The sequence below is a fragment of the Bradyrhizobium sp. I1.14.4 genome (assembly GCF_050435825.1).
Classification (GTDB): Bacteria; Pseudomonadota; Alphaproteobacteria; order Rhizobiales; family Xanthobacteraceae; genus Bradyrhizobium.
This window is the reverse complement of record NZ_JBNDLA010000037.1, coordinates 34,227-55,588: the sequence shown is the minus strand read 5'-3', so window position 1 is coordinate 55,588 and position 21,362 is coordinate 34,227. Positions and strand designations below refer to the sequence as shown.

The 21,362-nt window shown below is 64.5% G+C and carries 24 protein-coding genes; 9 read left to right on the top strand and 15 right to left on the bottom strand.

The window, feature by feature from the left end:
• Nucleotides 1–133: 133 nt before the first annotated feature.
• Both ABIB78_RS36305 and ABIB78_RS36300 read right to left on the bottom strand, forming a co-directional pair.
• Nucleotides 134–919: a 2-keto-4-pentenoate hydratase gene (locus tag ABIB78_RS36305; RefSeq protein WP_429033757.1), complete on the bottom strand. Its 786-nt coding sequence runs from the start codon at nt 917–919 to the stop codon at nt 134–136.
• A gap of 108 nt (nt 920–1,027) precedes the next feature.
• Nucleotides 1,028–2,056, bottom strand: coding sequence for an SDR family oxidoreductase (locus ABIB78_RS36300; RefSeq protein WP_429033756.1), 1,029 nt, complete (start codon nt 2,054–2,056; stop codon nt 1,028–1,030).
• Nucleotides 2,057–2,154: 98 nt separating this feature from the next.
• On the opposite strand from ABIB78_RS36300, the gene ABIB78_RS36295 reads away from it, so the two are divergent.
• Complete coding sequence (locus ABIB78_RS36295) at nt 2,155–2,583, top strand: winged helix-turn-helix transcriptional regulator (protein ID WP_429033754.1); 429 nt, start codon at nt 2,155–2,157, stop codon at nt 2,581–2,583.
• 30 nt (nt 2,584–2,613) lie between these two features.
• Here ABIB78_RS36295 and ABIB78_RS36290 read toward each other — a convergent pair whose 3' ends face one another.
• From ABIB78_RS36290 to ABIB78_RS36280, 3 genes are all read right to left on the bottom strand, one after another.
• Nucleotides 2,614–3,420 (bottom strand): phytanoyl-CoA dioxygenase, encoded by an 807-nt coding sequence (locus tag ABIB78_RS36290; RefSeq protein WP_429033752.1) that lies wholly within the window; start codon nt 3,418–3,420, stop codon nt 2,614–2,616.
• 237 nt (nt 3,421–3,657) lie between these two features.
• Entirely contained in the window at nt 3,658–4,023 is a 366-nt protein-coding gene (gene dksA / locus ABIB78_RS36285) for an RNA polymerase-binding protein DksA (RefSeq protein ID WP_021077973.1), read from the bottom strand.
• Nucleotides 4,024–4,245: 222 nt separating this feature from the next.
• Nucleotides 4,246–4,857, bottom strand: a complete 612-nt coding sequence (locus ABIB78_RS36280; protein ID WP_429033749.1) for an NAD(P)-dependent oxidoreductase — start codon at nt 4,855–4,857, stop codon at nt 4,246–4,248.
• A gap of 103 nt (nt 4,858–4,960) precedes the next feature.
• Here ABIB78_RS36280 and ABIB78_RS36275 point away from each other — a divergent pair, with 103 nt between their 5' ends.
• Complete coding sequence (locus ABIB78_RS36275; RefSeq protein WP_074131694.1) at nt 4,961–5,347, top strand: winged helix-turn-helix transcriptional regulator; 387 nt, start codon at nt 4,961–4,963, stop codon at nt 5,345–5,347.
• 38 nt (nt 5,348–5,385) lie between these two features.
• On the opposite strand, the gene ABIB78_RS36270 is transcribed toward ABIB78_RS36275, so the two are convergent.
• Nucleotides 5,386–5,799 carry a flagellar assembly protein FliX gene (locus ABIB78_RS36270; RefSeq protein WP_429033747.1) on the bottom strand — a complete coding sequence of 138 codons (414 nt, stop codon included), beginning with the start codon at nt 5,797–5,799 and terminating at the stop codon, nt 5,386–5,388.
• A 265-nt stretch (nt 5,800–6,064) separates the two neighbouring features.
• Here ABIB78_RS36270 and ABIB78_RS36265 point away from each other — a divergent pair, with 265 nt between their 5' ends.
• The 4 genes from ABIB78_RS36265 (at nt 6,065) to ABIB78_RS36250 (ending at nt 8,605) form a co-directional block, all read left to right on the top strand.
• Nucleotides 6,065–7,189, top strand: a complete 1,125-nt coding sequence (locus ABIB78_RS36265; protein ID WP_429033745.1) for a flagellar basal body P-ring protein FlgI — start codon at nt 6,065–6,067, stop codon at nt 7,187–7,189.
• Nucleotides 7,189–7,545, top strand: a complete 357-nt coding sequence (flgJ, locus tag ABIB78_RS36260) for a flagellar assembly peptidoglycan hydrolase FlgJ (RefSeq protein ID WP_429033743.1) — start codon at nt 7,189–7,191, stop codon at nt 7,543–7,545. The genes ABIB78_RS36265 and flgJ overlap by 1 nt, the downstream gene beginning before the upstream one ends.
• Nucleotides 7,546–7,567: 22 nt before the next feature.
• Entirely contained in the window at nt 7,568–8,068 is a 501-nt protein-coding gene (locus ABIB78_RS36255) for a hypothetical protein (RefSeq protein WP_429033742.1), read from the top strand.
• 159 nt (nt 8,069–8,227) lie between these two features.
• On the top strand, nt 8,228–8,605 hold the full coding sequence (locus tag ABIB78_RS36250; protein ID WP_429033740.1) for a hypothetical protein: 378 nt from the start codon (nt 8,228–8,230) through the stop codon (nt 8,603–8,605).
• Nucleotides 8,606–8,623: 18 nt separating this feature from the next.
• Here ABIB78_RS36250 and ABIB78_RS36245 read toward each other — a convergent pair whose 3' ends face one another.
• The 3 genes from ABIB78_RS36245 to ABIB78_RS36235 all read right to left on the bottom strand — a co-directional run bounded on the left by ABIB78_RS36245 (nt 8,624) and on the right by ABIB78_RS36235 (nt 10,766).
• A complete protein-coding gene (locus ABIB78_RS36245) occupies nt 8,624–8,989 on the bottom strand; it encodes a hypothetical protein (RefSeq protein ID WP_429033738.1) in 366 nt (121 codons plus the stop codon).
• 28 nt (nt 8,990–9,017) lie between these two features.
• A complete protein-coding gene (flaF, locus tag ABIB78_RS36240; protein ID WP_429033736.1) occupies nt 9,018–9,383 on the bottom strand; it encodes a flagellar biosynthesis regulator FlaF in 366 nt (121 codons plus the stop codon).
• A 207-nt stretch (nt 9,384–9,590) separates the two neighbouring features.
• Complete coding sequence (locus ABIB78_RS36235; protein WP_429033734.1) at nt 9,591–10,766, bottom strand: flagellin; 1,176 nt, start codon at nt 10,764–10,766, stop codon at nt 9,591–9,593.
• A 359-nt stretch (nt 10,767–11,125) separates the two neighbouring features.
• On the opposite strand from ABIB78_RS36235, the gene flbT reads away from it, so the two are divergent.
• The gene (flbT, locus tag ABIB78_RS36230; RefSeq protein ID WP_429033732.1) at nt 11,126–11,557 is read left to right on the top strand and encodes a flagellar biosynthesis repressor FlbT; all 432 of its coding nucleotides are present in this window, start codon (nt 11,126–11,128) and stop codon (nt 11,555–11,557) included.
• A 76-nt stretch (nt 11,558–11,633) separates the two neighbouring features.
• Here flbT and ABIB78_RS36225 read toward each other — a convergent pair whose 3' ends face one another.
• The 5 genes from ABIB78_RS36225 to ABIB78_RS36205 form a co-directional block, all read right to left on the bottom strand.
• Nucleotides 11,634–13,517: a flagellar protein gene (locus ABIB78_RS36225; RefSeq protein WP_429033730.1), complete on the bottom strand. Its 1,884-nt coding sequence runs from the start codon at nt 13,515–13,517 to the stop codon at nt 11,634–11,636.
• Between the two features lie 7 nt (nt 13,518–13,524).
• The gene (flgK, locus tag ABIB78_RS36220; protein ID WP_429033728.1) at nt 13,525–15,402 is read right to left on the bottom strand and encodes a flagellar hook-associated protein FlgK; all 1,878 of its coding nucleotides are present in this window, start codon (nt 15,400–15,402) and stop codon (nt 13,525–13,527) included.
• A gap of 46 nt (nt 15,403–15,448) precedes the next feature.
• Nucleotides 15,449–17,284 carry a flagellar hook-basal body complex protein gene (locus ABIB78_RS36215; protein WP_429033727.1) on the bottom strand — a complete coding sequence of 612 codons (1,836 nt, stop codon included), beginning with the start codon at nt 17,282–17,284 and terminating at the stop codon, nt 15,449–15,451.
• A 267-nt stretch (nt 17,285–17,551) separates the two neighbouring features.
• On the bottom strand, nt 17,552–18,052 hold the full coding sequence (gene msrB, locus ABIB78_RS36210; protein WP_429033725.1) for a peptide-methionine (R)-S-oxide reductase MsrB: 501 nt from the start codon (nt 18,050–18,052) through the stop codon (nt 17,552–17,554).
• 99 nt (nt 18,053–18,151) lie between these two features.
• The gene (locus tag ABIB78_RS36205; RefSeq protein WP_429033723.1) at nt 18,152–19,648 is read right to left on the bottom strand and encodes an NAD(P)/FAD-dependent oxidoreductase; all 1,497 of its coding nucleotides are present in this window, start codon (nt 19,646–19,648) and stop codon (nt 18,152–18,154) included.
• A 95-nt stretch (nt 19,649–19,743) separates the two neighbouring features.
• On the opposite strand from ABIB78_RS36205, the gene ABIB78_RS36200 reads away from it, so the two are divergent.
• Both ABIB78_RS36200 and ABIB78_RS36195 read left to right on the top strand, forming a co-directional pair.
• A complete protein-coding gene (locus ABIB78_RS36200; RefSeq protein ID WP_429033721.1) occupies nt 19,744–20,286 on the top strand; it encodes a SixA phosphatase family protein in 543 nt (180 codons plus the stop codon).
• Between the two features lie 170 nt (nt 20,287–20,456).
• Nucleotides 20,457–20,882: a universal stress protein gene (locus tag ABIB78_RS36195; protein ID WP_429033719.1), complete on the top strand. Its 426-nt coding sequence runs from the start codon at nt 20,457–20,459 to the stop codon at nt 20,880–20,882.
• Nucleotides 20,883–21,071: 189 nt separating this feature from the next.
• On the opposite strand, the gene ABIB78_RS36190 is transcribed toward ABIB78_RS36195, so the two are convergent.
• A complete protein-coding gene (locus ABIB78_RS36190) occupies nt 21,072–21,308 on the bottom strand; it encodes a DUF1127 domain-containing protein (RefSeq protein WP_429033718.1) in 237 nt (78 codons plus the stop codon).
• Between the last annotated feature and the right edge of the window lie 54 nt (nt 21,309–21,362).

The window sequence follows — 21,362 nt, the reverse complement described above, 5'->3', positions numbered from 1 at the left end:
CCGGACATATGGATGCAAGCGATCCGATCTACTCAAAAAGCTCTTGTGCCACGGGGGCCGTCCACATATGGGTCCCTGCTTTCGCAGGGACGACATCTTTATGTGGAGGCGAGCTTGTCAGCACAACATTGCCTCACGTGAACGTCGCTTCCACCTTTCCGAGACCATCGAGCTCCATCACGACCGTGTCGCCCGCCTTCAGCCACACCGTCTTGACCAGGCTGCCGGTCAGCACGATCTGGCCGGCGTGCAGGCCGCGGCCTTCGGCGGCGAGATGATTGGCGAGCCAGGCGAGCGCGTTGTGGGGATGCCCGAGCACGTCGGCGCCGGTGCCGCGCCCCTCCTCCTTGCCATTGACGATCGCGCGTCCCGCGACCGCACGCAGATCGGGCACGGTGATGCGCGGCACGGCCTCCCCGAGCACGCAGCCTGCGGCGAAGAAATCGTCGGCAATCAGCGTCGGGGCGCCCAGCGTCTCCCACTTGACGTAGCGGTCGTCGACGATCTCGATCGCGGGATGGTAGGCCTCGACCGCCTCCGCGACCCATTCGGCGGTGAACGGCGCTTCGCTCGGAGCGAGACTGCGCGCCAGCCTCACCGCGATCTCGCACTCGACGCCGACATGAACGAAATCGGCCGCCGGCAGCCGCACGCTGTTGTCATGCACGACCTTCTCGAACACCCCGCCGCCGCAGGGGTGCGGGATGTCGATATATTCCTGCATCACCGCGCTGGTGCAGCCGATCTTGTAGCCGACGAGGCTGCCCAGGTGTGGCTGCAGCAAATCGTGCAGCGCATACTGGACGCGGTAGCCTTCGGCCTCGTCGCGCGGCACGACGTCTTTGGCGAGCGCCTTGAGCGGCGCGCGGCTGCGGCGCGCGCTGGCAATCACCTTTGCGGCCGCGAGGACCCGATCCATCTGCGCAGCCTCCCTGATGTTCTCGGCGGCGCGGTGGCGCCTCCGTCTGCTCGTAGCAATTCAGCACTCGCCGACGCGTCTGGCAAGCGCGCTGGACGGGAGAGGCCGTCAAGCCTTGACCAGACCGAGCCTGATCAGGCTCTCGGCGGTCGCCACGATCATCTCCTCATTGCCGCGCGGGCGCCAGCCGAGCAGGGTCTGTGCCTTGGTGCTGGTCGAGCGGCGCACCTTGCCCAGCAGCGGCAGCGCAGCACGGGCCAGCGGGTTGCGTCGTGCGGCGAGCCGCATCGTCCAGTCCGGCGCCTGGAACCGGGGCACACGCCGCGCCTTGCTGCCAAGCTTTGCGCGCAGCAGGCGGGCGACCCCTAGCACCGACATGGTCTCGCCGGCGACCGCCAGGAAGCGCTCACCCTTGGCTTTCGGCGATGTCATGGCGCGCAGATGCAGGTCGGCGACATCGCGCACGTCGACGAGCCCGAAATGGATTCGCGGCACCGCCGGCATTGCGCCGTCGAGCAGCGCCTTGATGATGCCGATCGACTCGGAGAAATCGGCGCCGAGCGCCGGGCCGAACACGGCGGTCGGATTGACCACGGCCAGCTCGAAGCCATTGCCTTCGCGCGCGACGAAATCCCAAGCGGCGCGCTCGGCCAGCGTCTTGGATTTCGGATAGGCCTGCACATCAGGGCCATCGAGATTGGACCAGACGGTCTCGTCGAATGGCTTGGCTTGCGGCGCATGACCATAGCCGATCGCGGCAAACGACGACGTGATGACGACGCGCTTCACGCCGGCGTCGCGCGCCGCGCGCAACACCCGCAGCGTTCCTTCCCGCGCCGGGACGATCAGCTCGTTCTCGTCCTCGGGAACATGAGCGCCGAGCGGCGACGCGACATGCAGCACGTAATCGCACCCCGCGGCCGCCTCGCGCCAGCCGTCATCACGCAGCAGGTCGGCCGTGACGAAGCCGACCTGGTCGGGCGTGTCAGCGCCACCCTCGCGCAGCATCGCGATCACGTCCTTGCTGCGATCCGGATTGCGCAGGGTGGTTCGCACCGTATGCCCGTCGGCGAGCAGCTGCAGAATGGTATGCACGCCGATGAAACCCGATCCGCCCGTGACCAAAACCGTGCGCATATCCCTGCCCTCCTCATGGTTCGGCAGGTGGGCCCAACACTGCACCGCCCACCCTGCACAGGCCGCATCTGGTCACTATCTGACCTTGGACAAGTAGGATGAAATTCGAGACCGGTATGGAAAACAATACTAGCGATGTTTGTGACGGCGGTGAATGCGATAGCTGCCCGACCGACCCAAGCTTGCTGATCGATTTCAAGCACGCGATCCACGCGCTCGGGGGAAAATGGAAGCTCGAGATCCTGTTCGCGCTGATGAATGGCGGCGTGCGGTTCGGCGCGATGCGCCGCGCACTCGTGCCGATCACCCAGCATATGCTGAGCGCGCAACTGCGCGAGCTCGAGCGCGACGGGCTGATCGCGCGCAAGGTGCTCGCCGAGAAGCCGTTGCAGGTCGAATACGAGCTGACAGATTCGGCATGGGGCCTGACGCCGGCTTTCCGCGAATTGCTGGCGTGGTCGAAGACCTACGGCCCGCGCCGTCACGCGGAGGCAAGCGGGACGACACGCGGGGCCGGACTGGCCTGAATGTCGTCTCGCCTTCAGATCGGCATGCGATCAACCCATGCCGAGCGCCATCCGGATCGCGATCTCGACCGGCGAGTAGGTGCCGTCGTCACGCCGGAGCCGGTAGGGCGCACCGGCGCCGAGCGAAGGCTGGGCCATGAAGCGCGGCGTCGTGCCCCGATGCTTCTGCGCGGCATGCACCAGGAACGGATGACAGAGATAGACGGTGCCCGCCTCGCCCGTTGCCAGCGCGACCTCGCAGTCGGCGCCCATCTCGTCGAGCACCATGCGTGCGCGCCCGGCTTCGCCCGCCGGCGCGAGGTAGCGGGCCATCGGCCAATGCGAGCCGACCCTGATACGGGTCGGCGCATCGTCCTCGCCGACATCGGAGAACAGGAACAACATCAGCAGTGCGCGGCCGCGCGAGACGACGTTGACGCGCCATGCGGAGAAATCGCTCCGCTCGTTCGGGTCGCAATCGTCCCCCGGAAAGCTGACATCGACGTGCCAGCCGCCATCGCCGGGATCGTCTGGATGCGGGAAGCGCACCGGAAAGGTTCCGATATTGTGACGCGGAGACCAACGGCCGGGGCCGACGATCTGATCGAGCGCCCGATACAGCAATGGCGCGTTGATCGCCAACCGGAACGGTTCCTCGCCGTAGCCGGGCAGCCGAACCACCGGCTGCGTCCAGGTCGAGGGATCGTGCTCGCTGCACGGCAGGTCCCGCCACATGATGGCGCGTCCCGCATCGGCAAGTTCGCGGGGAAAGGCGTTGTCGATCCTGACAAAGCCTTGTGCAATGAATTGCGCGATCTGCGCGTCGCTCAGCGCACGCGCGTCGTCTCGATGAGTCATGATTGTCTCTCAAGCTGTCGCCAGCCATCGGCGCTCCACGCTGCGCGGAACCTGGCCGGCTCATTCGGTTCGCTGGAAGCCCACGAGCCCGAGCTCGCGGGAATGATCAACGCTTCCTCGTGGAAGCGGGATCAGCCCAGGAAGAAGACCGAGGTGATGTTGAGAGTACGTGTCATCATCGCGGCGCGAACCTACAACCGGTGCGCGCCGCAATCAATCCGTGGTGGTCCGCCACCACTACTCGTCGCGATAGACCTTCTCGCGCTTCTCGTGGCGTTCCTGCGCCTCCACCGACAGCGTCGCGATCGGGCGGGCTTCGAGCCGCTTTAGCGAGATCGGGTCACCGGTCTCTTCGCAGTAGCCGTAGGTGTTGTCTTCGATACGCTGGAGCGCCGCGTCGATCTTGGAGATCAGCTTGCGCTGACGGTCGCGCGCACGAAGTTCGATCGCGCGGTCGGTTTCCGAGGAAGCTCGGTCCGCGAGATCGGGATGATTGACGTTCTCTTCCTGCAACGTCTGCAGCGTGACCTTCGATTCGCGGAGGATCTCATCCTTCCAGGCCAGCAGCTTGGCGCGGAAATAGTCGCGCTGCCGCTCATTCATGAAAGGCTCTTTTTCAGTCGGCCGGTAGTTCTTCAGCTTTTCCAAAGGCAGCCATGTCCCTGTCAGGCGGAGGGAACAGAACCCCTCCGCGCGGCGCCTTATATAGCCACGTCATGTGACAGACAATATCTGCCACCGCGAAAGGCGGGCTGGCCCCAAGGCCTTGCACAGGCAAACTTATCCGCCCTGCCCGGGGCCCGCCTCATCCCCTCTTCTGCCCCCTCAATAGCCGACCGTGAAACGCTGGCGAATATGGGCCGGGCGCTCGATTTCGTCGGCGAGTGCAACTGCGAAGTCCTCGAACGAGATCGAGCTTTTCCCGTCCGCGGCGGTCAGAAGCTGGTCGGTCCCCAGGCGGAACTTGGCGGTCCGCTCACCCGCCACGAACAGCGCCGAGGGCGACAAAAAGGTCCAGTTCAGGTCCTTCTCCTGCCGCAGCAGGTCAAGGAATTCGGCCCCCCTCGAGGCCTCGGCCTTGTACTGGGCCGGGAAGTTCGGCGTAGTCACCAGGCGAACGCCCGGGGCCACCTCGAGGCTGCCGGCGCCGCCGACCACGAGATAGCGGCCGACCCCGGAGGCCTTGGCGGCCCCGATCAGCTTGACCGGGTCGCTGACCAGGAAGTGGATCGAGCTGATCGCGGCATCGTGGCCGGCCCAGAGCGCGGCCAGGGCGGCCTGGTCGTTGGCATCGCCCGTCCTGGCCGTGACATTGGCCAGCCTGGCGATCTTCTCCGGGTTGCGGGCGATGGCGGTGACGGTATGGCCACGGCGGGCGAGTTCCGCCGTGATGCGCGAGCCGGCCTGGCCCGATGCGCCGGCGATGGCGATCTTCATCTCAAGTCTCCGATTGATAGTTTCCAATGGTGACTAGATAGCGAAATGGATGTAAGTGTGAAGAAGGCACTCTTGTCTCACCTGATTACGCCGGAGTAACCCGATGAAAGCCGCCAGCCTGAAGCCGGACGCCTATGCCGCCAATTGCCCGACGCGCCAGATCCTCGACCGCGTCGGCGACAAATGGGCGGTGCTGATCCTGCTGCTGCTGCGCAGCGAGCCGATGCGATTCAACCAGCTCCGCCGCGCCATCGAGGGCATCTCGCAGAAGATGCTGTCGCAGGTGCTCAAAAGCCTGGAGCGCGACGGGCTGCTGCGGCGGCGTGCGATCGCAACCGTTCCGGTCACCGTCGAGTATTCGATCACGCCGCTCGGTTCAACGCTGGCCGAAGCGGTCGATCCGCTGCGCGACTGGGCCGAACAGAATCTGAAGGAGGTGCTGGCGGCGCAGCGCCGCTACGACGCGCAGCGCAAGGCGTTGGCGGCCTGAAGCGATGGTGTGAGACAGGTTAGTTGATCTGGAGGAGCCTAATATTGCCCAGCCTTGGCGAGCTCGACTTCGACGCGCAGCTCGATCTCGCCCAACACGGCATCGAGGCCGGGGTCGCCGGAAGATGCCTTCAGGCTCGCCGCAGCGTCACGCAGCCGGTTCACGGTCGAGGAATCGAAATTGCCGGACAGCAGTCCGAGCTTGAGCGCGTCGAGCACGTCGAGCGCGCCCTTGCCGCGGGCCACCGAGCGCTTGCGGCGTTCGGTCGGATCTTCGACGCCCTGCAGCGCGAGCAGCGCATCCAGACTGGCGGCGGCCTTCGGCGCGGCGGTGGAGCGAACCTCCTCCTGCGCGGTCGTCGCGTCCGGCAGCGAGAAGCCGCTCGACGAGGTGCGCCGCGTGGAACTGGTGGAGGTGCCAAGCGTGGTGCCGTTCGGTCCGTAGATGCGCATCGTCATGATCCCGCAGGCCTGAATGCCCCAAGGATCGCCGTTTTATGGTTAACGGCACGTAAACGACCCGGCAATTTCTGCCGCCGCACGGCAGTTTCGCGCTCCCTGGCCAACTCGAGGAAAATGACGACCCGACAATTTCGATAAATATATCAATACATTGCCGGAGCGAAACGAGGTGGCACGGAGCTCGCATGGTTAAGGCGGATCGCCGTCATGGGAGTGTCGCGTGATCCGCGAGTTGAAGTTCAAGGGGAGCATTGGGATGCCCGGCATCCGCATCGCAAGTCTATTCGGGTTGGCCTGCGCCGCGCTGCTGGCGCTGGCGGCTTCCGCCATGCCCGCGGCCGCGACGTCGCGGATCAAGGATCTCGCCAACATCGAGGGCGTGCGCCAGAACCAGTTGATCGGCTACGGCCTCGTGGTCGGCCTCAACGGCACCGGCGACACGCTCAACAACATCCCCTTCACCAAGCAATCGCTGCAGGCGATGCTCGAGCGCATGGGCGTCAACATCCGCGGCGCCACCATCCGCACCGGCAACGTCGCCGCCGTGATGGTGACAGGCAATCTGCCGGCGTTCGGCACCCAGGGCACGCGCATGGACGTCACCGTCTCCGCGCTCGGCGATTCCAAGAACCTGCAGGGCGGCACCCTGCTCGTCACTCCCCTGCTCGGCGCCGACGGCAATGTCTATGCGGTGGCGCAGGGATCGGTCGCGGTTGCCGGCTTCGCGGCCGAAGGCGCCGCGGCCAGCGTCGTCCGTGGCGTGCCGACCGTGGGCCGGATCGCCAACGGCGCCATCATCGAGCGCGAGATCGAGTTCGCGCTCAATCGCCTGCCCAACGTGCGGCTGGCGCTGCGCAACGCCGACTTCACAACCGCCAAACGGATTGCCGCCGCGGTCAACGACTATCTCGGCGTCAAGACCGCCGAACCGATCGATCCTTCCACCGTGCAGCTCTCAATCCCACCGGAGTTCAAGGGCAACGTCGTCGCCTTCCTGACCGAGATCGAACAGTTGCAGGTCGATCCCGATCTCGCGGCAAAGATCGTGATCGACGAACGCTCAGGCATCATCGTGATGGGCCGCGACGTTCGCGTCGCCACCGTCGCGGTCGCGCAAGGCAATCTCACCGTCTCGATCTCCGAGAGCCCGCAGGTCAGCCAGCCCAATCCGCTGTCGCGAGGCCGGACCGTGGTGACGCCGCGCACCAGCGTCGGCGTCACCGAGGATGGCAAGAAATTCGCAGTCGTCAGGGACGGCGTCTCGCTGCAGCAGCTCGTCGACGGCCTCAATGGCCTCGGCATCGGACCGCGCGACCTCATCAGCATCCTGCAGGCGATCAAGGCTGCCGGCGCGATCGAAGCAGACATCGAGTTGATGTGATGGCGAGCATGATCAACAGCACCACGGGCAGCATGCCGAACAAGGCGCTGATGCCGATGTTCAACGGCCGCCCCGATCCCGTATTGCAGGACGCGCTGAAGAAGGTCACGCCGCAGCAAGCGGCCAAGGCCAAGGCGACCGCGACCGATTTCGAATCGATGTTCCTCAACTCGATGTTCTCGCAGATGACCACCGGCCTGAAGGGCGAAGGCCCGTACGGCGATACGGTCGGCACCGGCGCGTGGCGGTCGATGCTGACCGACGAATATTCGAAGAACTTCGCCAAGGCCGGCGGCGTCGGTATTTCCAACGAAGTGTTCCGCTCGCTGATCCTGCAGCAGGCGAACAAGAGCTAATTCTGTTTCAAGGAGCAGCGCGATGAACCAGCGTCAACAGCAGCAGCGACCAGCATCCGCCTCCGCCGCGCGGTCCGCAACGTCGACGCCGCCCGACGTTGCGCGTCTCGCCAACGAGCTGACGGAAGTGATGAGCGCGCTGCTCGCCGTCGTCGAGCAGGAGACCGAATTCGTCCGCGCCGGCAAGATCCGCGAGGGCATGCGGCTCGAGGCGCAGAAGTCGGAGCTGTCGCGGCGCTACATGCTCGCGGTGGAGCATCTGAAATCGATGCAGAAGATGCTGTCGCAGACCGATCCCGAGCTGCTCGCGACGCTGCGGCGTCATCACGAGACGTTCCGCGCCATGCTGCAGGTCAACTTGACCGTGCTTGCGACCGCGCACGCCGTCTCCGAAGGGATCGTGCGCGGCGTCAATGCCGAGGTACAGCGCCGCAATATCCCGAACACCTACACCGCGAATGGACAGCGCGCCACGCCGAGCCCGCGCAACATGACGCCGATCGCCGTCAGCCGCACGCTCTGACTGCACGCCGACAATTTAGCTCAATTCGATACCTGTCGGTCAGCGCGGCGTTCAGCGTGTTTTCTAACAGCCTATTGAGAGGTTCCCCGTAGAGTTGCGGATCGTGAGGGGTTGGGATTTGACTCAAGCAAACTAGTGCCTGCGCACTGCGAGGCTGCCATGAGTACAGATTTCAACATCAAGCCGGTGGGGGCACCGGTCGCAGCGCCGATGATCACTCCGACGAGCGATACGGCGCAGAAGGCGGTCAGGACCGAACTGCCGACGGGCCAGAGCGTCACCGCTCCGGAGCCGAGCGTACGCGTCACGATCGATCCGAACGCCGCCAACGCGTCGCTCTCTGCATCGGTCACCGACCAGGTCATCATCGACCGCGACGCACGCGCCGTGGTCTATCAGGTGATCGACAATCGCACCAACCTGGTAGTGAGGCAGTTTCCGGAAGAAGCCGTATTGCGCCGCCGCGCCTATTTCCACGCGCTCGATCTCAGCAAGGATGCGCCGGCGCGGGTGCGTGCCACCGACCGCCGCGCGTAGGCGCAGACGGACGAACCCTCAGGTCTTCTGCGTGGCGTAAGCCTTGTCGAGATAGGTCGATCCGGTGGCCGGATCGGTGACGACATTGGCAATCAGCGCCGTGCCCTGCTGCACCAGCGAGAACTTGGTATCGCCGATCCGGAACGCACTGTCCTTGATCAGGACGTCCTGATACTTGCTGGTGCCGTCGCTCTGATAATGGACCTTGGCACGGAAGCCATCGACGTTCGACACCGAGATGTTGAACGACTTGTTGTTGGCATATTTGCCGCTCCAGCTGCCCTCATAGAGGTTCGGATCGACGGCCACATAGGGCGTCTTTGACGGAACCGTCAGGCCGGCGGCCTTGTAGTTCGCCGACAGGATGCTCAGTACGTCGGCCATGCCGAAGCTCCGCTCGCGAACTGGTCGATCAGCCGCGGCCCGAGAGACCGGCGGCGATATTGCAATTGATCTCGATCAGCGACTTCAGCTTCGCCGGGTCCGGGTTCATCTGGATGTCGACGGTCTGCTTCATCACGAACACGCCGATGTTGGCGATGTTCTGACGCACTTCGAGCGGCTGCGGATTGTCGTCGCCCTGCGCTGCGCTCAGGAAGATCGACCACAGACGGCGGTTGAACAGCAGCGCGTGATCGAGCGCCTTGTCGGGACCGTTCCAGTTGGTCTGGACTTCCTGCAGCTGCCGCGCGGCCTTCAACAGCGCCTGCGCCTCGATTTCACGTGGGGACGCCGTCGTCGCGGACGTACGAGCGTAGGCCTGGGCTGCATTCGACATTCAATGACCTCGATGGGATGCGGATTTCTTGAGCCGCGGAGACGCAATTCTAGCGCCCGATATTTATGCATCCGGCGCCTTTAAATATGGTTAGCAGGCGTTACGAAATGCGCCGTTCCGACGGCACAGACAGATACCGTAATACCCCGGAGACAAAGAGAAACGGCGGGGTTTCCCCCGCCGTTCTTGACGCACTTGTCGGCGCGCTTAGCGGAGCAGCTGCAGCACGCTCTGCTGGCTCTGGTTGGCGAGCGCGAGCGCGGAGACCGCAATCGACTGGCGGGTCGACAGCGCCTGGCTGTTGGCCGCTTCCTCGTTGGTGTCGGCCAGCGTCAGGTTGGACGAGCCGGTCTGCAGCACGTTGATCAGGTTCTTCGAGAAGTCCTGACGGATCTGCACGATCGAGAGGTTCGAACCCAGCGTCGAGGCTTCGCTGCGCAGCGAGGAGCTCGCCGTACCCAGCGCCGTCAGCACCTTGTTCGCCGAGTTGTTGTCGAGGAAGTCGGTGCCGGCCGTCAGCGAGTTCAGGCCGAGGCCGGCAGCGTTGAAGGTGACGCCGGTGATGCTGAGCGTGGACTTGCCGGTCTCGTTGAAGGTCAGCTTCAAGCTATCGCCGTTCAACAGGTTGATACCGTTGAACGACGCGTCCTGCGCTGTCGTCGTGATCTGCGCGATGGTGTTGTTGTACTGCGTCACCAGGGCGGCGCGCGCCGACTGCGAAGCCGAGTCGGCAACCGGAGCCGTACCGGCTGCGCTGAACGTCGCGGTGCCGCCGCCGGTGTTGGTGAAGGTCACAGCACCGATCGTCGAGGACGCCGCGTCATTGGTCGTGGAGATGACGAGCTTGTTGGAGCTGTCGAGCGTGGCCGTCAGGTTGCTGGCCGCCAGCGACGAGTTCAGCTGCGCGAGCGAGCTGCTGGCCCCGAAGGTGAAGGTGAAGGCGGGCTGGCCGGCCGAAGCCGCGATCGCCAGCACGTCACCGCTCTTGATCGTGGTGCCGTCGACGAGGTTGGCCGCCGTGCCGCCGAGCGCCGCGGTGGAGGTGACCGTCGACCTCGTGGTGTAGCCGGTCGGGCTCTGCAGCACCTGGTTGGCGATCGACTTCGCGGTATCGACCAGCTTCTGCAGCGACGTGATGCCGGTGTTGGCGGACTGCAGCACCTGCACACCGTTGCCGATGCCATCGAGCAGGTTGTTGATGTCGCTGGCGCGGTTGTCGAGCGACTGTGCGGTGAAGAAGTTGGTCGGGTTGTCGAGCGCCGTGTTGACTTTCTTGCCGGTGGCAAGACGGTTCTGCGTGGTGGAGAGCAGATCGGCGGTGGACTGGAGGGAGAGGAGGTTCTGACGAACGGAGGAGGAGAGAATGATATCGGACATTTTCATACCTTTCTGGTGTGAAACTGAGAAAAAACCGCACCAATCCTTTCTGATCGGGCGGATGGCCGATCCTGCGGTCAAGCCGCGAAGGAAAAAGAAATCTCCAGCACGGCATTTGAGACAAATGCCGAAGAATAAAATTCTCGCCGTCAGGCGACGTCGTCGCAAAAACTACTGAGGCGATTGCCGAATCCGGCCGAATGCCGGCGCCCGCGCCTGCGCCTCGTTCACGAAGCATTAACCATCATGGGAAAGGATCGCTGTCGCATCGGCCCCGGGCCGCAGCGGCGGCTGCTAAGCAGTGCCGCACACAACTTCGTTCCGCTGCAACGACATCGCGCGACTGCCGGCAAAGGAGAACGGTCATGGCCCTGAAGGTCGAACTCAAACCGAACGAGCGCATCATCGTCGGCAATTGCGTGATCACCAACACCGATCAGCGTGCCCGCCTGCTGATCGACGGCGACCGCATCCCGATCCTGCGCGAGAAGGATATCCTGACGCCCGAGACCGCGGACACGCCTGCGAAGCTGATCTATCTCGCCGTGCAGCTGATGTATCTGTCGCCGGACCCGATGGCGCACCACCCGACCTATTTCAGCCTGGTGCGCGACATCATCACCGCGATGCCGAGCGCCTGGCCGTTCATCGAAAGCGTCAACAACTTCATCCTCAACGGCGATCTCTATCACGCGCTGAAGGAATCCAAGAAACTGATTGCGCACGAGGAGAAGCTGCTGGAAACCGCACGCAGCCAGCAAAACGCCGATCGGGACGACGCACGCAAGAGCGCGTAGACGCGTCCCCCCGCCTGAACGAACAAGGCCTCCGCAAGGAGGCCTTTTTTGCTGTCCGAAGATGCGCGGCAAACAATCAGCCGATCGGCAGATATTTCAGCAGCGTCGTCTGATACAGCATCGACGTGGTCTGGTACGACGCCTGCAGGCTGGTCTGCAGCGCCAGGATCTTGGTCGCGACCTCGTCCTGATTGACGCCCTCGACCGAGTCGAGCATCGTTTCCGCCATGCCCTTGAGCTGGGTCTGGCGATCGGTGGCCGCCTTGGTCGCGGTCTGGGCGCCGGCGAATTCAGCCTGCACGTCCTGGATCTGCTGCTGGCCGTTTTGCGGGGCGAGGTTCGCGCTAACCCGCTGCGCGAGCGCCGTCACCTGCGCGCTCGCATTCGGGTTGCTGGCGTTGGTGGTCACCGCCGCATACGCGGCGACGTTCTGCAGCAGATAACGGAAGGCCTGCTCGTTGGCGCGCGCGCCATACTGCACGGTGATCGACTGATCGACCTGTGCGACGGCCGTGCCGCGGGCCGATCCCGGGCCGTTCTCGGCGGTGTACCAGTAGACGGTGTTGTCAGGCGTGCCCGCGACCAGGTTGGTCGCCGTATCGAACGGCGGTCCCCCTACCCTGAGCGGCGCCGGGGTCGCGCTGGTATTGTTGGCGATGCCGAGCGCGCCGAGTGCCGCCGTATTGGAGCTCGATATCGAGAGGCTCGCACCGTCGGCGCCGTGCAGCGTGATCGCACCATTGCTGATGGTCGACGGGTTCTTGGTCCCGCTGATCTGGTCGATCTTCGCCATCAGCGTCTGCACGCTGTCGGTGATGTTGACCTGGTTGCCGGTGGCGCCCGAGGCCACGAAGGTGATCGGGGTGCCATTCACCGTGACGGTGTCACCGGCCGCGAAGCTCGTCGACAGCGAGTCGGTGCCCGCCGCACCCGAAAGGGCCGTGGCACCGCCGATCGGCGCCGGCGGCGTGTTGTGGTTGTTGACGGCGGCGCCCGAGACGGTCGCGACCGGATTGAAGAAGTTGTTCGACGCCGCGACCGCGGAGGCTGCGACCAGCGACGTGTCGCTCAACGTCTTGATCGACGAGGTCAGCGTCGACTGAAGGTTGGCCGTCGTCGCTGCGGTGTCGGCGCCAATCAGGAACGAACCGGCCGGCGGCGGGTTCGTCGTCGTCGCCGTGAGTTCGATCGCATCGGTGGTGCCGTCTGGCAGCGTGAAGTTGAATTTGATCTTGTCGCCGTCCTTCGGATTGACGGCGCCGAGATCGACCGAGGCGGACTTCGGCGTGCCGGTCGGCTGCGTCACCGTGGCACCGCCGGTCAACGACGATTGCACCGACAACAGCTTGAGCCCAAACGACGAGCCGTCCTCGGCAACGCTGGTCACCGTCGTGGTCGCCGGCGGCGACGAGACGCTCAGGCGTCCCATCATGTTGGCGCCCTGATCGGCCTGCTTGCGCTCATTGATGAGCTGGGTGAGGCCGGCCTGGGTGGCTGTGCCCTTGAGCATGGTGTCGGCAGAGACCGTGGCCGGCGTATCCATCGCACGGCCCGAGAACAGATAGCGGTCGCCCGACTGGCTGTTCAGCATCGCGACCGCGTTGGCGAACGCCGCCTGCGCCGTGATCTGGCCCGAGGTCTGCCCGCTGTCGTTGAGCGTCAGCGTCGCCGTGGTCGCGGCGTTCTTCACCTGTGTCCCGACGTCGGACAGCCCCTGCAGGGTGAGATTGGCGACACTGAGGCGCGTGTTGAGATTGGTCGCGGTATCTGAGAACGCGTTGATGCCGCTGATCTGGGCGCGCAGGCTGAGCGCAAAGCCGCGATCAAGCCCCTGCCCCGCATAGGTCGTCGATACCTTGCCCGTTGCAAGCTGCGTCGTCAGGTCGTTGAGCTGATTCCGCAGGTTGAGGATCGTGGTGCCGATATAGGAAGTTCTGCCGCTTACGCCGTCGATCGACATGTTACCCTCACGTGAGCTGCAGCAGCGCGTCGTACATCTGCTTGATCGACGACATCACGCGCGCATTGGCGGAATAGGCGTTCTGGAGCGAAAGCAGATGCGCCATCTCCTCGTCCATGTTGACGCCGGAGGTCGAGTCCATCTTGGTTTGCAGCGTGTTCAGCACGACGTCCTGGCCGTCAGCCAGTTGCTTGGCGGCGGTCGCCGACTCGCCCTGCTGGCTGATGAACTGTTTGGCAAAGTTCAGCAGCGTGCCGGTGAACGGCGCGCCAGTCGTGCCGAGGCCGGTCTGCGGCGAGTAGCTGTACGATGCGTTCGACAGCTGGTTCAGGACGAGGTTGACACGCGTGGTGTCGCCGGCCGGGGTCTGCGGATTGGTCGAGAACACGACCATGCGCGAGGGATCACCGACCAGCGCGGTGTTGACGCTGATGCGCGCGGCAAGGCCGGTCGTCTGCGAACCATTCGCGGTGATCGCGCCGGTATAGAGCCCGCCATTGTCGGTGAACAGCGGAAGCTGCGGATCACCTGACGTCAGTGACGAGACCGTTGACGTCACCGAGGCTGCGGTCACATCCGCCTTGTTGGCGGCGCCGTCGTCGAGCACACGCAGCGCCGATCCGGACGGATTGGAGAATTGCAGGCCGGTTCCGCCGAGCGCCCCGTTGAGCTGCGACAGCACCGAGCTCATGCCGCCGGAGAAATCGATGCCCAGCACCTCGTCGTTCGGATCGACGGTCGCGGTATTGCTCAGCGGCAGCACGCTCGGATCGTTGACGCGGATAATCGACAGATTGTGCGTGAGGCCGGTGGTGTTGTCCTTGTAGGAGACGTGGATGGTGTTGCCGCTCTGCAGCCCCGAGAGATCGAGGTCGAACCCGGACTGCGCCCCCGCTGTCACTGCCGAGCCCGAGGTCGTTTTGTCCGACAGCGCGCTCGACATCGCGGCAGCAAACTGGTCGATCTGCGTCTGGGCCTGCGCCAGCGTGTTGTCGCGCAGCTCGAGATAGGCTGCGATCTTGCCTGATCGGATCGAATTGGTCGACACCATGTCGTAGGTGCCGCCATGCGGAAAATTGATGGTGATGGTGCCGACGGTGCTCTTGGTCGGGTCGCTATTGTATTGCGTGTTGGGCGTCATCGTGCCCTGGGCGTTGAAGCTGAGCGTCGCCGCCTCGGTGCCGACCAGCTGCACGCCGGAATTGGTGAACACGGTCACCTGGTTCTGGCTGTTGGTGACGGTGCGGATGTCCATCAACTGCGAAAGCTGGGTGACGTAACGATCGCGCTGATCGAGCAATGCCGCGGTCGAGGCGTCGGTCGTGCCGCCGTTGGCCTGCAGCTGCACATTGAGGCGCGCGATCTGCTGCAACGCATTGTTGGCGGTATTGACGGAGTCGCTGATGCCGGCCTCGGCGTTGGCACGCAGCGTCTGGATTCCCTGCGAGGTCGCGTTAAGCTGCTGCGCCATGGATTGCGCGGCATTGACGACGCCGATGCGGGCCGACTGCGAGTCCGGGCTGGTCGACAGCCCCTGCAGCGCGGTCAGGAACTTGTTGTAGGCGTCCTCGATCGTACCGGTGGAGTCGGGATTGCCGTAGACGCCCTGCAGATTGGCAAGGAAGCTCGAGCGGACGTCGGCGTAGGACGCGCCCGACGTCTCGGTGCGAAGCTGGGTCTGCAGGAATTCGTCGAGCTGGCGGTTGACGCCGGTGATGAGAACGCTCGACCCGAACTGGCCGGTGGTGCCGGTATCCTGGTTCAGCGTCTTCCTGACGTAGCCCGGCGTCTCCGCGTTGGCGACGTTCGACGACACGAGCGAGAGCGAGGCCTGGGTGGCGCGCAGGCCCGACATCGCGGTGGAAAGGGCTTGGCTCAAACCCATGATGTGTACTCGCCTTTACTTCTTGACACGCGCATCATCGATGCGATCAGCGCACGACGTTCAAGAGGTCCTGCACCATCGAGTTGGTTGTCGTGATCACCTTGGTGTTCGCCGAATAGGCCTGCTGGGTCACGATCAGCTTGGTGAACTCGTCGGCGATATCGGTGTTCGAGCTCTCGAGCGATGAGCCGACGATGGTGCTACCGCCCTTGCCGAACAGCGCGCCACCGGACTCGTCGGTCGCCTCGAACGCGCCACCGTCGATGCGCTTGAGGAAGTTGGTGCCGTTGAATGTCGCCACCGAGATTTCGGCAAGGTCGATGTTGCGGCCGTTGGTGTAGTTGCCGACGATGCGGCCGTTGGTGGAAACGCTCACCGACTGCAGCTGGCCGGCGGGGAAGCCGTCCTGCTGAATCTGGTTGACCTGGACGTTGCCATTGGCGTCCGCGAACTGGGTCACGCCGCCGGAGCCGAAATTGATCACGGGATTGCCGAGCGACACGCCGTTGACGACGGCATTGTTGAGCGCCACCGAGGAGATCGCCGGCGACATCTGGCCGTTCGATCCGAAGGTGAAGTTGATGTTGGCGTTCTGCCAAGAGACCTGCGTGCCGGTTGCATTGGGATTGACCTGATAGAACAGGTTCCAGCTATCGGTATGTCCGGTGCCCAGTGAGGAGCTGTCGGTCTTGGCCCAGCGGAATTGCAGGTTCACCGGCGCACCCGACACGTCGTAGGCCGTGACGGCGCCGCCCGAGACGGATTGGTTCAGGAAGGTCGAGTTGTCGTTGCCGACCACCTGGCCGGTGCCGACCGTGCCGCCGCCGCCGCGGGTCGCAACCGCCGAGCCGGTGAAGCCGAGCGCCGCAAGCGCGGTCGAGTTCGAGCTCGTCACGTTGAGATCGGCCAACTTGCCGGAATGCAGGGTGATCTTGCCGCCGCTGATCGTCGATGACGTCGTGGTACCGGTAATCGAGTCGATCTTGGCGAGCAGCGTTCCGATGCTGTCGGTGACGTTGAGCTGGTTGCCGGTCGCTCCCGAAGCCACGAACGTGATGACGGTGCCGTTGACTGTGATCGTATCGGCCGGCACGACGGGCGGGCCGGCAGAGCCGGCGCTGAAGCTGGCGTTGATCGAATCAGTGCCCGCAGCGCCCGAGAGCAAGGTCGCGGCGGTGTTGGCCACCGACGGCGTCGCCTTGTTGTTTTGCGCGGTGCCGGTGACGGAGGAATCGGTATACGGCGCGGCGGGCGTGCCCAGCACCAACGGATTATTTCCACTGCTGAACGCGCCCGGCCGGATCAGCTCGGAACCCGGAACCGAGGTGTCGTGCGCGGTGGTCAAGGGATAGGACGCGAGGTTGGCGCGATAGTCGATCTTGGTGGTCTGCTGCGCCGGCAGGAAGTCGTTCTTGAAGCGCAGCACCTGCGGCGAAGAGCCCGAAGGGTTGCCGGTGGTCGCGTCGATCGGCACGCCCTCGAGGTAATAGCCGGCGCCGTTGACCAGATAGCCGTCCTTGTTGAGCTGGAAATCGCCGCGGCGGGTATAGCGGTCGACGCCATCGAACACCGGCGAGCCGTCGGTGAAGCCGCCGGGCTTCTGCACCGCGAAGAAACCGTTGCCGTTGATCGCCATGAAGGTCGCGACTGACGCCGACTGCACGTCGCCCTGCACCGAGTTGGTCGAACGCGACTGCGCCGTGACGCCGCCGGCGAGCTGCGCGGTCAGCGCGGTCTGCGGAACAAGATCGAGGAAGGAGGTATCGATGCGCTTGAAGGCCGTGGTCTGCGAGTTGGCGATGTTGCCGGAGATGTTTTCGAGCGCGTACGACCCTGCGCGCAACCCACCGACCGCCGTCGTAAGAGCGCCGAAGATACCCATGACATGTTCTCCAATTCGATTCCCGGCGGCTGGCAATCACAGGAATGGCCGCATCGGCGGAGCATGTCGCAAGGGTCGTGCCAAGAAACGAAACGCAACAAAATCATGCGCTTGAAAAAAAAGCCCCGGCCGTTTAACCGGGGCACAATTGCCGGGCAGGCAACAATTGCCGGGAGGGAGCGCAGTTCTGACCGCGCTCCCTCTTTTTGTTTGACGCGTTTTTGTGACGCGAACCGGTATTCACTCCGCTCGAAAACGCTATGAGTGTCAGGTCGCCGATGGCGCCGCCGGGTGAAACACCAGCGCAAAACCGTCCATGCAGTAGCGCAGTCCGGTCGGTTTCGGGCCGTCGTCGAAGACGTGGCCGAGATGGCCGCCGCAGCGGCGGCAATGCACCTCGGTGCGCACAATGCCGAAGGTGCGGTCCGACGTGGTGCCGACCGCATTCTCCAGCGGCTTGTAGAAGCTCGGCCAGCCGGTGCCGCTCTCATACTTGGTCTCGGACGAGAACAGCGGCAGGTCGCAGCCGGCGCAGGCGAAGATGCCCTTGCGGTGCTCCTTGAGCAACGGGCTCGATCCCGGCCGCTCGGTGCCCTGGTTGCGCAGGATCTCGTATTGCTGCGGCGTGAGCTGCGCGCGCCATTCGGCGTCGGTCTTCTCGATCTCGAATTTCTCGGCGGCCTGCGCCGGCGAGGCGCGCAGCCAGCGGAAGGCAGCGAGGCCGAGCAGGCTGGCGGCGGAAGCAAGCAGGATACGGCGATTGAACATCAATCATCTCCGATGCGGACGGCCAGGACTTGTAATCAGGACTGCCAAACAAGACTGGCCAACAGGTTCGTCAACAAATACGAACCCCGTCGGCAGACGTTACATCCGCCCGTCGGAGGTCCGCTCACTTTCTTGCGAGGCGTGAGGATACGGCTCCCCATCGTCCCCAACCGGCCGGGGCGCAGGCGGCTGCACCGGCCGCACGGCGGGCCCCGGCGGACGGCGGGGCGCCGGTCCCCTGGTTCCCGCCTTGAGATTAGCCTCAGCCAGCCGCGCCTCGCGGAGACGCTCCTTCGCACGTGCACCCTCGCGGTAGCGCGCCAGAACGCCCGCGGCGGACGCGGCACCCCTTGCCCACAGGCTGATGAAATGACCGGCAACGCGGCCGGTGGTACCGCCGGCCCAGACCAGCTCGAACGGCGAAAACAGCCGCCAGCGGTCGTCGCCCCACAGGATGCTGCGTGCGATCAACTGCCCCGCGAGCGCCGAGGTGTTGAGCCCCTGCCGGCCGAAGCCGCTCGCCACCCACAGGCCTCTGCGCAACTGCCCGATCTGCGGCATGCCATGCACGGTGACACCAACCGCGCCGCCGAACATCTCTGCGATTGGAACCTTGCCGAGTTGTGGAAACACCGTGGCGATGCGGCGCTGCACCGCCGTGCCAAGCCGCTGCGGCCGCGCATCCCAGGTGGTTTCGGGACTGGCCCACAACAGGCGATCGCCATCGACGACACGGAAATGGTCGATGCCGTCGCTGTCGACGACCGAGCCGGAAAACGTGATCGTCTCGGCCAGCCGCTCCCCGAGTTGCTCTGTCAGCGCCGCGTAGCGCCACACCGGCAGCAGCGTGTCGGACAGGCGCTTCAGCGGCGCGCCGAGATGGATATTGCCGGCGAGGACGATGTGCGTGGCGCGCAGCCGCGCCGACGGCGTCACGATCCGTTTGCGAACGCCGGAAAAATCGATACTGACGACCGGCGTCTCCTCGAATATCCGTGCACCCGCCCGCGTCGCCAGCGCGGCGAGCCCGTGCACATATTTGCGGCCGTCGATCTGGAACGCCTTTGGGTAATAGATGCCATGGAAATAGCGGCCGGTCCGCAGCACGCTGCGCACGCGATCGACCTGCCAGCCCTCGACCTCGGTCGCGAAATCCTCGCCCAGCGTCTGCAGGCGGCTGATCAGCGCCTCGCCGACGTCGACATTGGAAACTTCCAGCACACCATCGCTCGGGCTGATGCCCGGGATCAAATCCTCGGTGGCGGTGGCACGGACATAGTCGGCGCCCTCCTTCGACAGCGCCCACAATTCGCGGGCATCATCGAGGCCGACGCGTTCGATCACATCTGATATCGGCAGGCCGAAGCCCGGCATCACGGTGCCGAGATGATGGCCGGAGGCGTTCCAGCCGATCCGGCGGCCCTCGAGCACGGCGACGCTGGCACCAAGCCGCGCGGCCTCGCGCGCCACGGTCAGGCCGGCCAGCCCCGCTCCGACCACGCAAATGTCGACGTCGAGGTCGAACGCCAGACGGTCGCGGAACGGCGAGGCCGCGTCGTCGGGGCCGTCCGCCGCACTTGTGGAAGTCTCGCTCATGGCGTTTTCTTACGAACCGCTGCGGCGCTTGTCACCTTGTCCAGAGCATGAGCCTGTAGAATTAATTCGACCAGGCCGAATCGAGATGGAAGTCCATGCGCCGTTTACTGCTGCTGCGCCACGCCAAGACCGAAACCGACGCGCCTTCGGGGCGGGACCAGGACCGTCGTCTCGACGAGCGCGGCCACCGCGATGCGGCGGAGATCGGCGGCTGGCTCGCCCGCCATCCGCGCCTGCCCAACCTGGCGCTGGTGTCGCCGGCGGTCCGCACCATACAGACTTGGGAGATCGTGCGCGAGGCGCTGAAGGACGCCGGACCGCGGCCGAAAGTCGAATACGTGCCGGACCTCTACGGCGCCGATCCGGCGCAACTATTGACCGCGATCCGGATGGCTTCAGTTACCGATCCGAAGCGGCTGATGCTGATCGGCCACAATCCCGGCATGCACGAGTTCGCGCTGATGCTGACCGGCAGCGGCGACGAGGCGGCAAAGCGCGCGCTCGGTAACAATCTGCCGACCTCGGGGCTCGCCGTCTTCGACTTCGCGACCGACGACTGGAACGACGTCTCCTTCCGGCGCGGCAAGCTCGTCCTGTTCGTCAGCCCTAAGCTGTTGAAGCAGGCCTCGCGCAGCTGACGCAAGCGGACAGCGCCGTTCCATCATGCTATATTGATATCTGCGCGACAGGGGGACCGGTTCGCGTCGACACCACAAGGTATCTCAAGAAGGTACCTAAACAAGAAGAAGGCGCGCGTCCCGGCACCGGGACCAAACGGCTCCAGACCAATCGCGGACAGGAGGCGCAGATGTACAAGTCCATTCTCGTGCCGATCGACCTCGCCGATACCGATCTGGCGAAGCCGGCGATCGCAACCGCTGCGACGTTGTCGCAAACATGGAACGGGGCGGTGCGTCTGCTCAACGTGCTGCCGATGACGCCGGTGATGCTCGCCGAATATGTGCCGGCTGATTTCGACAGCCAGCAGCGTGAAACATCGGAGGAGGCGCTTGCGATCGTCGCGCGCGAATCCGGCATCGCGCCCGAGCGCATCTCGGCCGTGGTCCGCCAGGGCGGCATCTATCACGAGATTCTTGAAGAGGCCGCGACCATGAAGGCCGACCTGATCGTGATGACCTCGCACCGCCCGGCGATGCGCACCTACTTCCTCGGCTCAAACGCCGGTCACGTGGTGCGCTACGCCAAATGCTCGGTGCTGGTGGTGCGGCATTAGTCCAGCCGCCCACGCACCATCTCAACGACCGCCGCGGGTGCGCGCTGCCGAAATATCGAAAACAACCCCATGCAAAGGAGCCGGCGGCTGCCGGCGTTCGACACGGCAACTTGACACGTCGGGCAAATCAGGGATATTTTTCCAATATTCCGAAATCGTGCAAGCACCCCCTCGCCTGCAAGTGTCATATCAACGGATTCGCACCAACTCCAGGTCGAGATCACCGGTGACGGCGGGCTCGATCTGGCAGCGCGAGATTCCGATATCGCGCAGCGTCCGGTCATCGAGCTGACGCAGCGTCTTGATCGCCTCGCGGCGCACCCAATAGGTCGCCAGTGCATCGCCCCACACTCGGAGCAATCGGAGCAATCCGCCGAACACGCTCGACCATGCGGGCGGTGCGGCGGCTAAGGATATCGTCGTCATTGTCATCTCCTTCAACGTCCAAGCGGCAAATCTATGCCATTGACGCAAATGCTG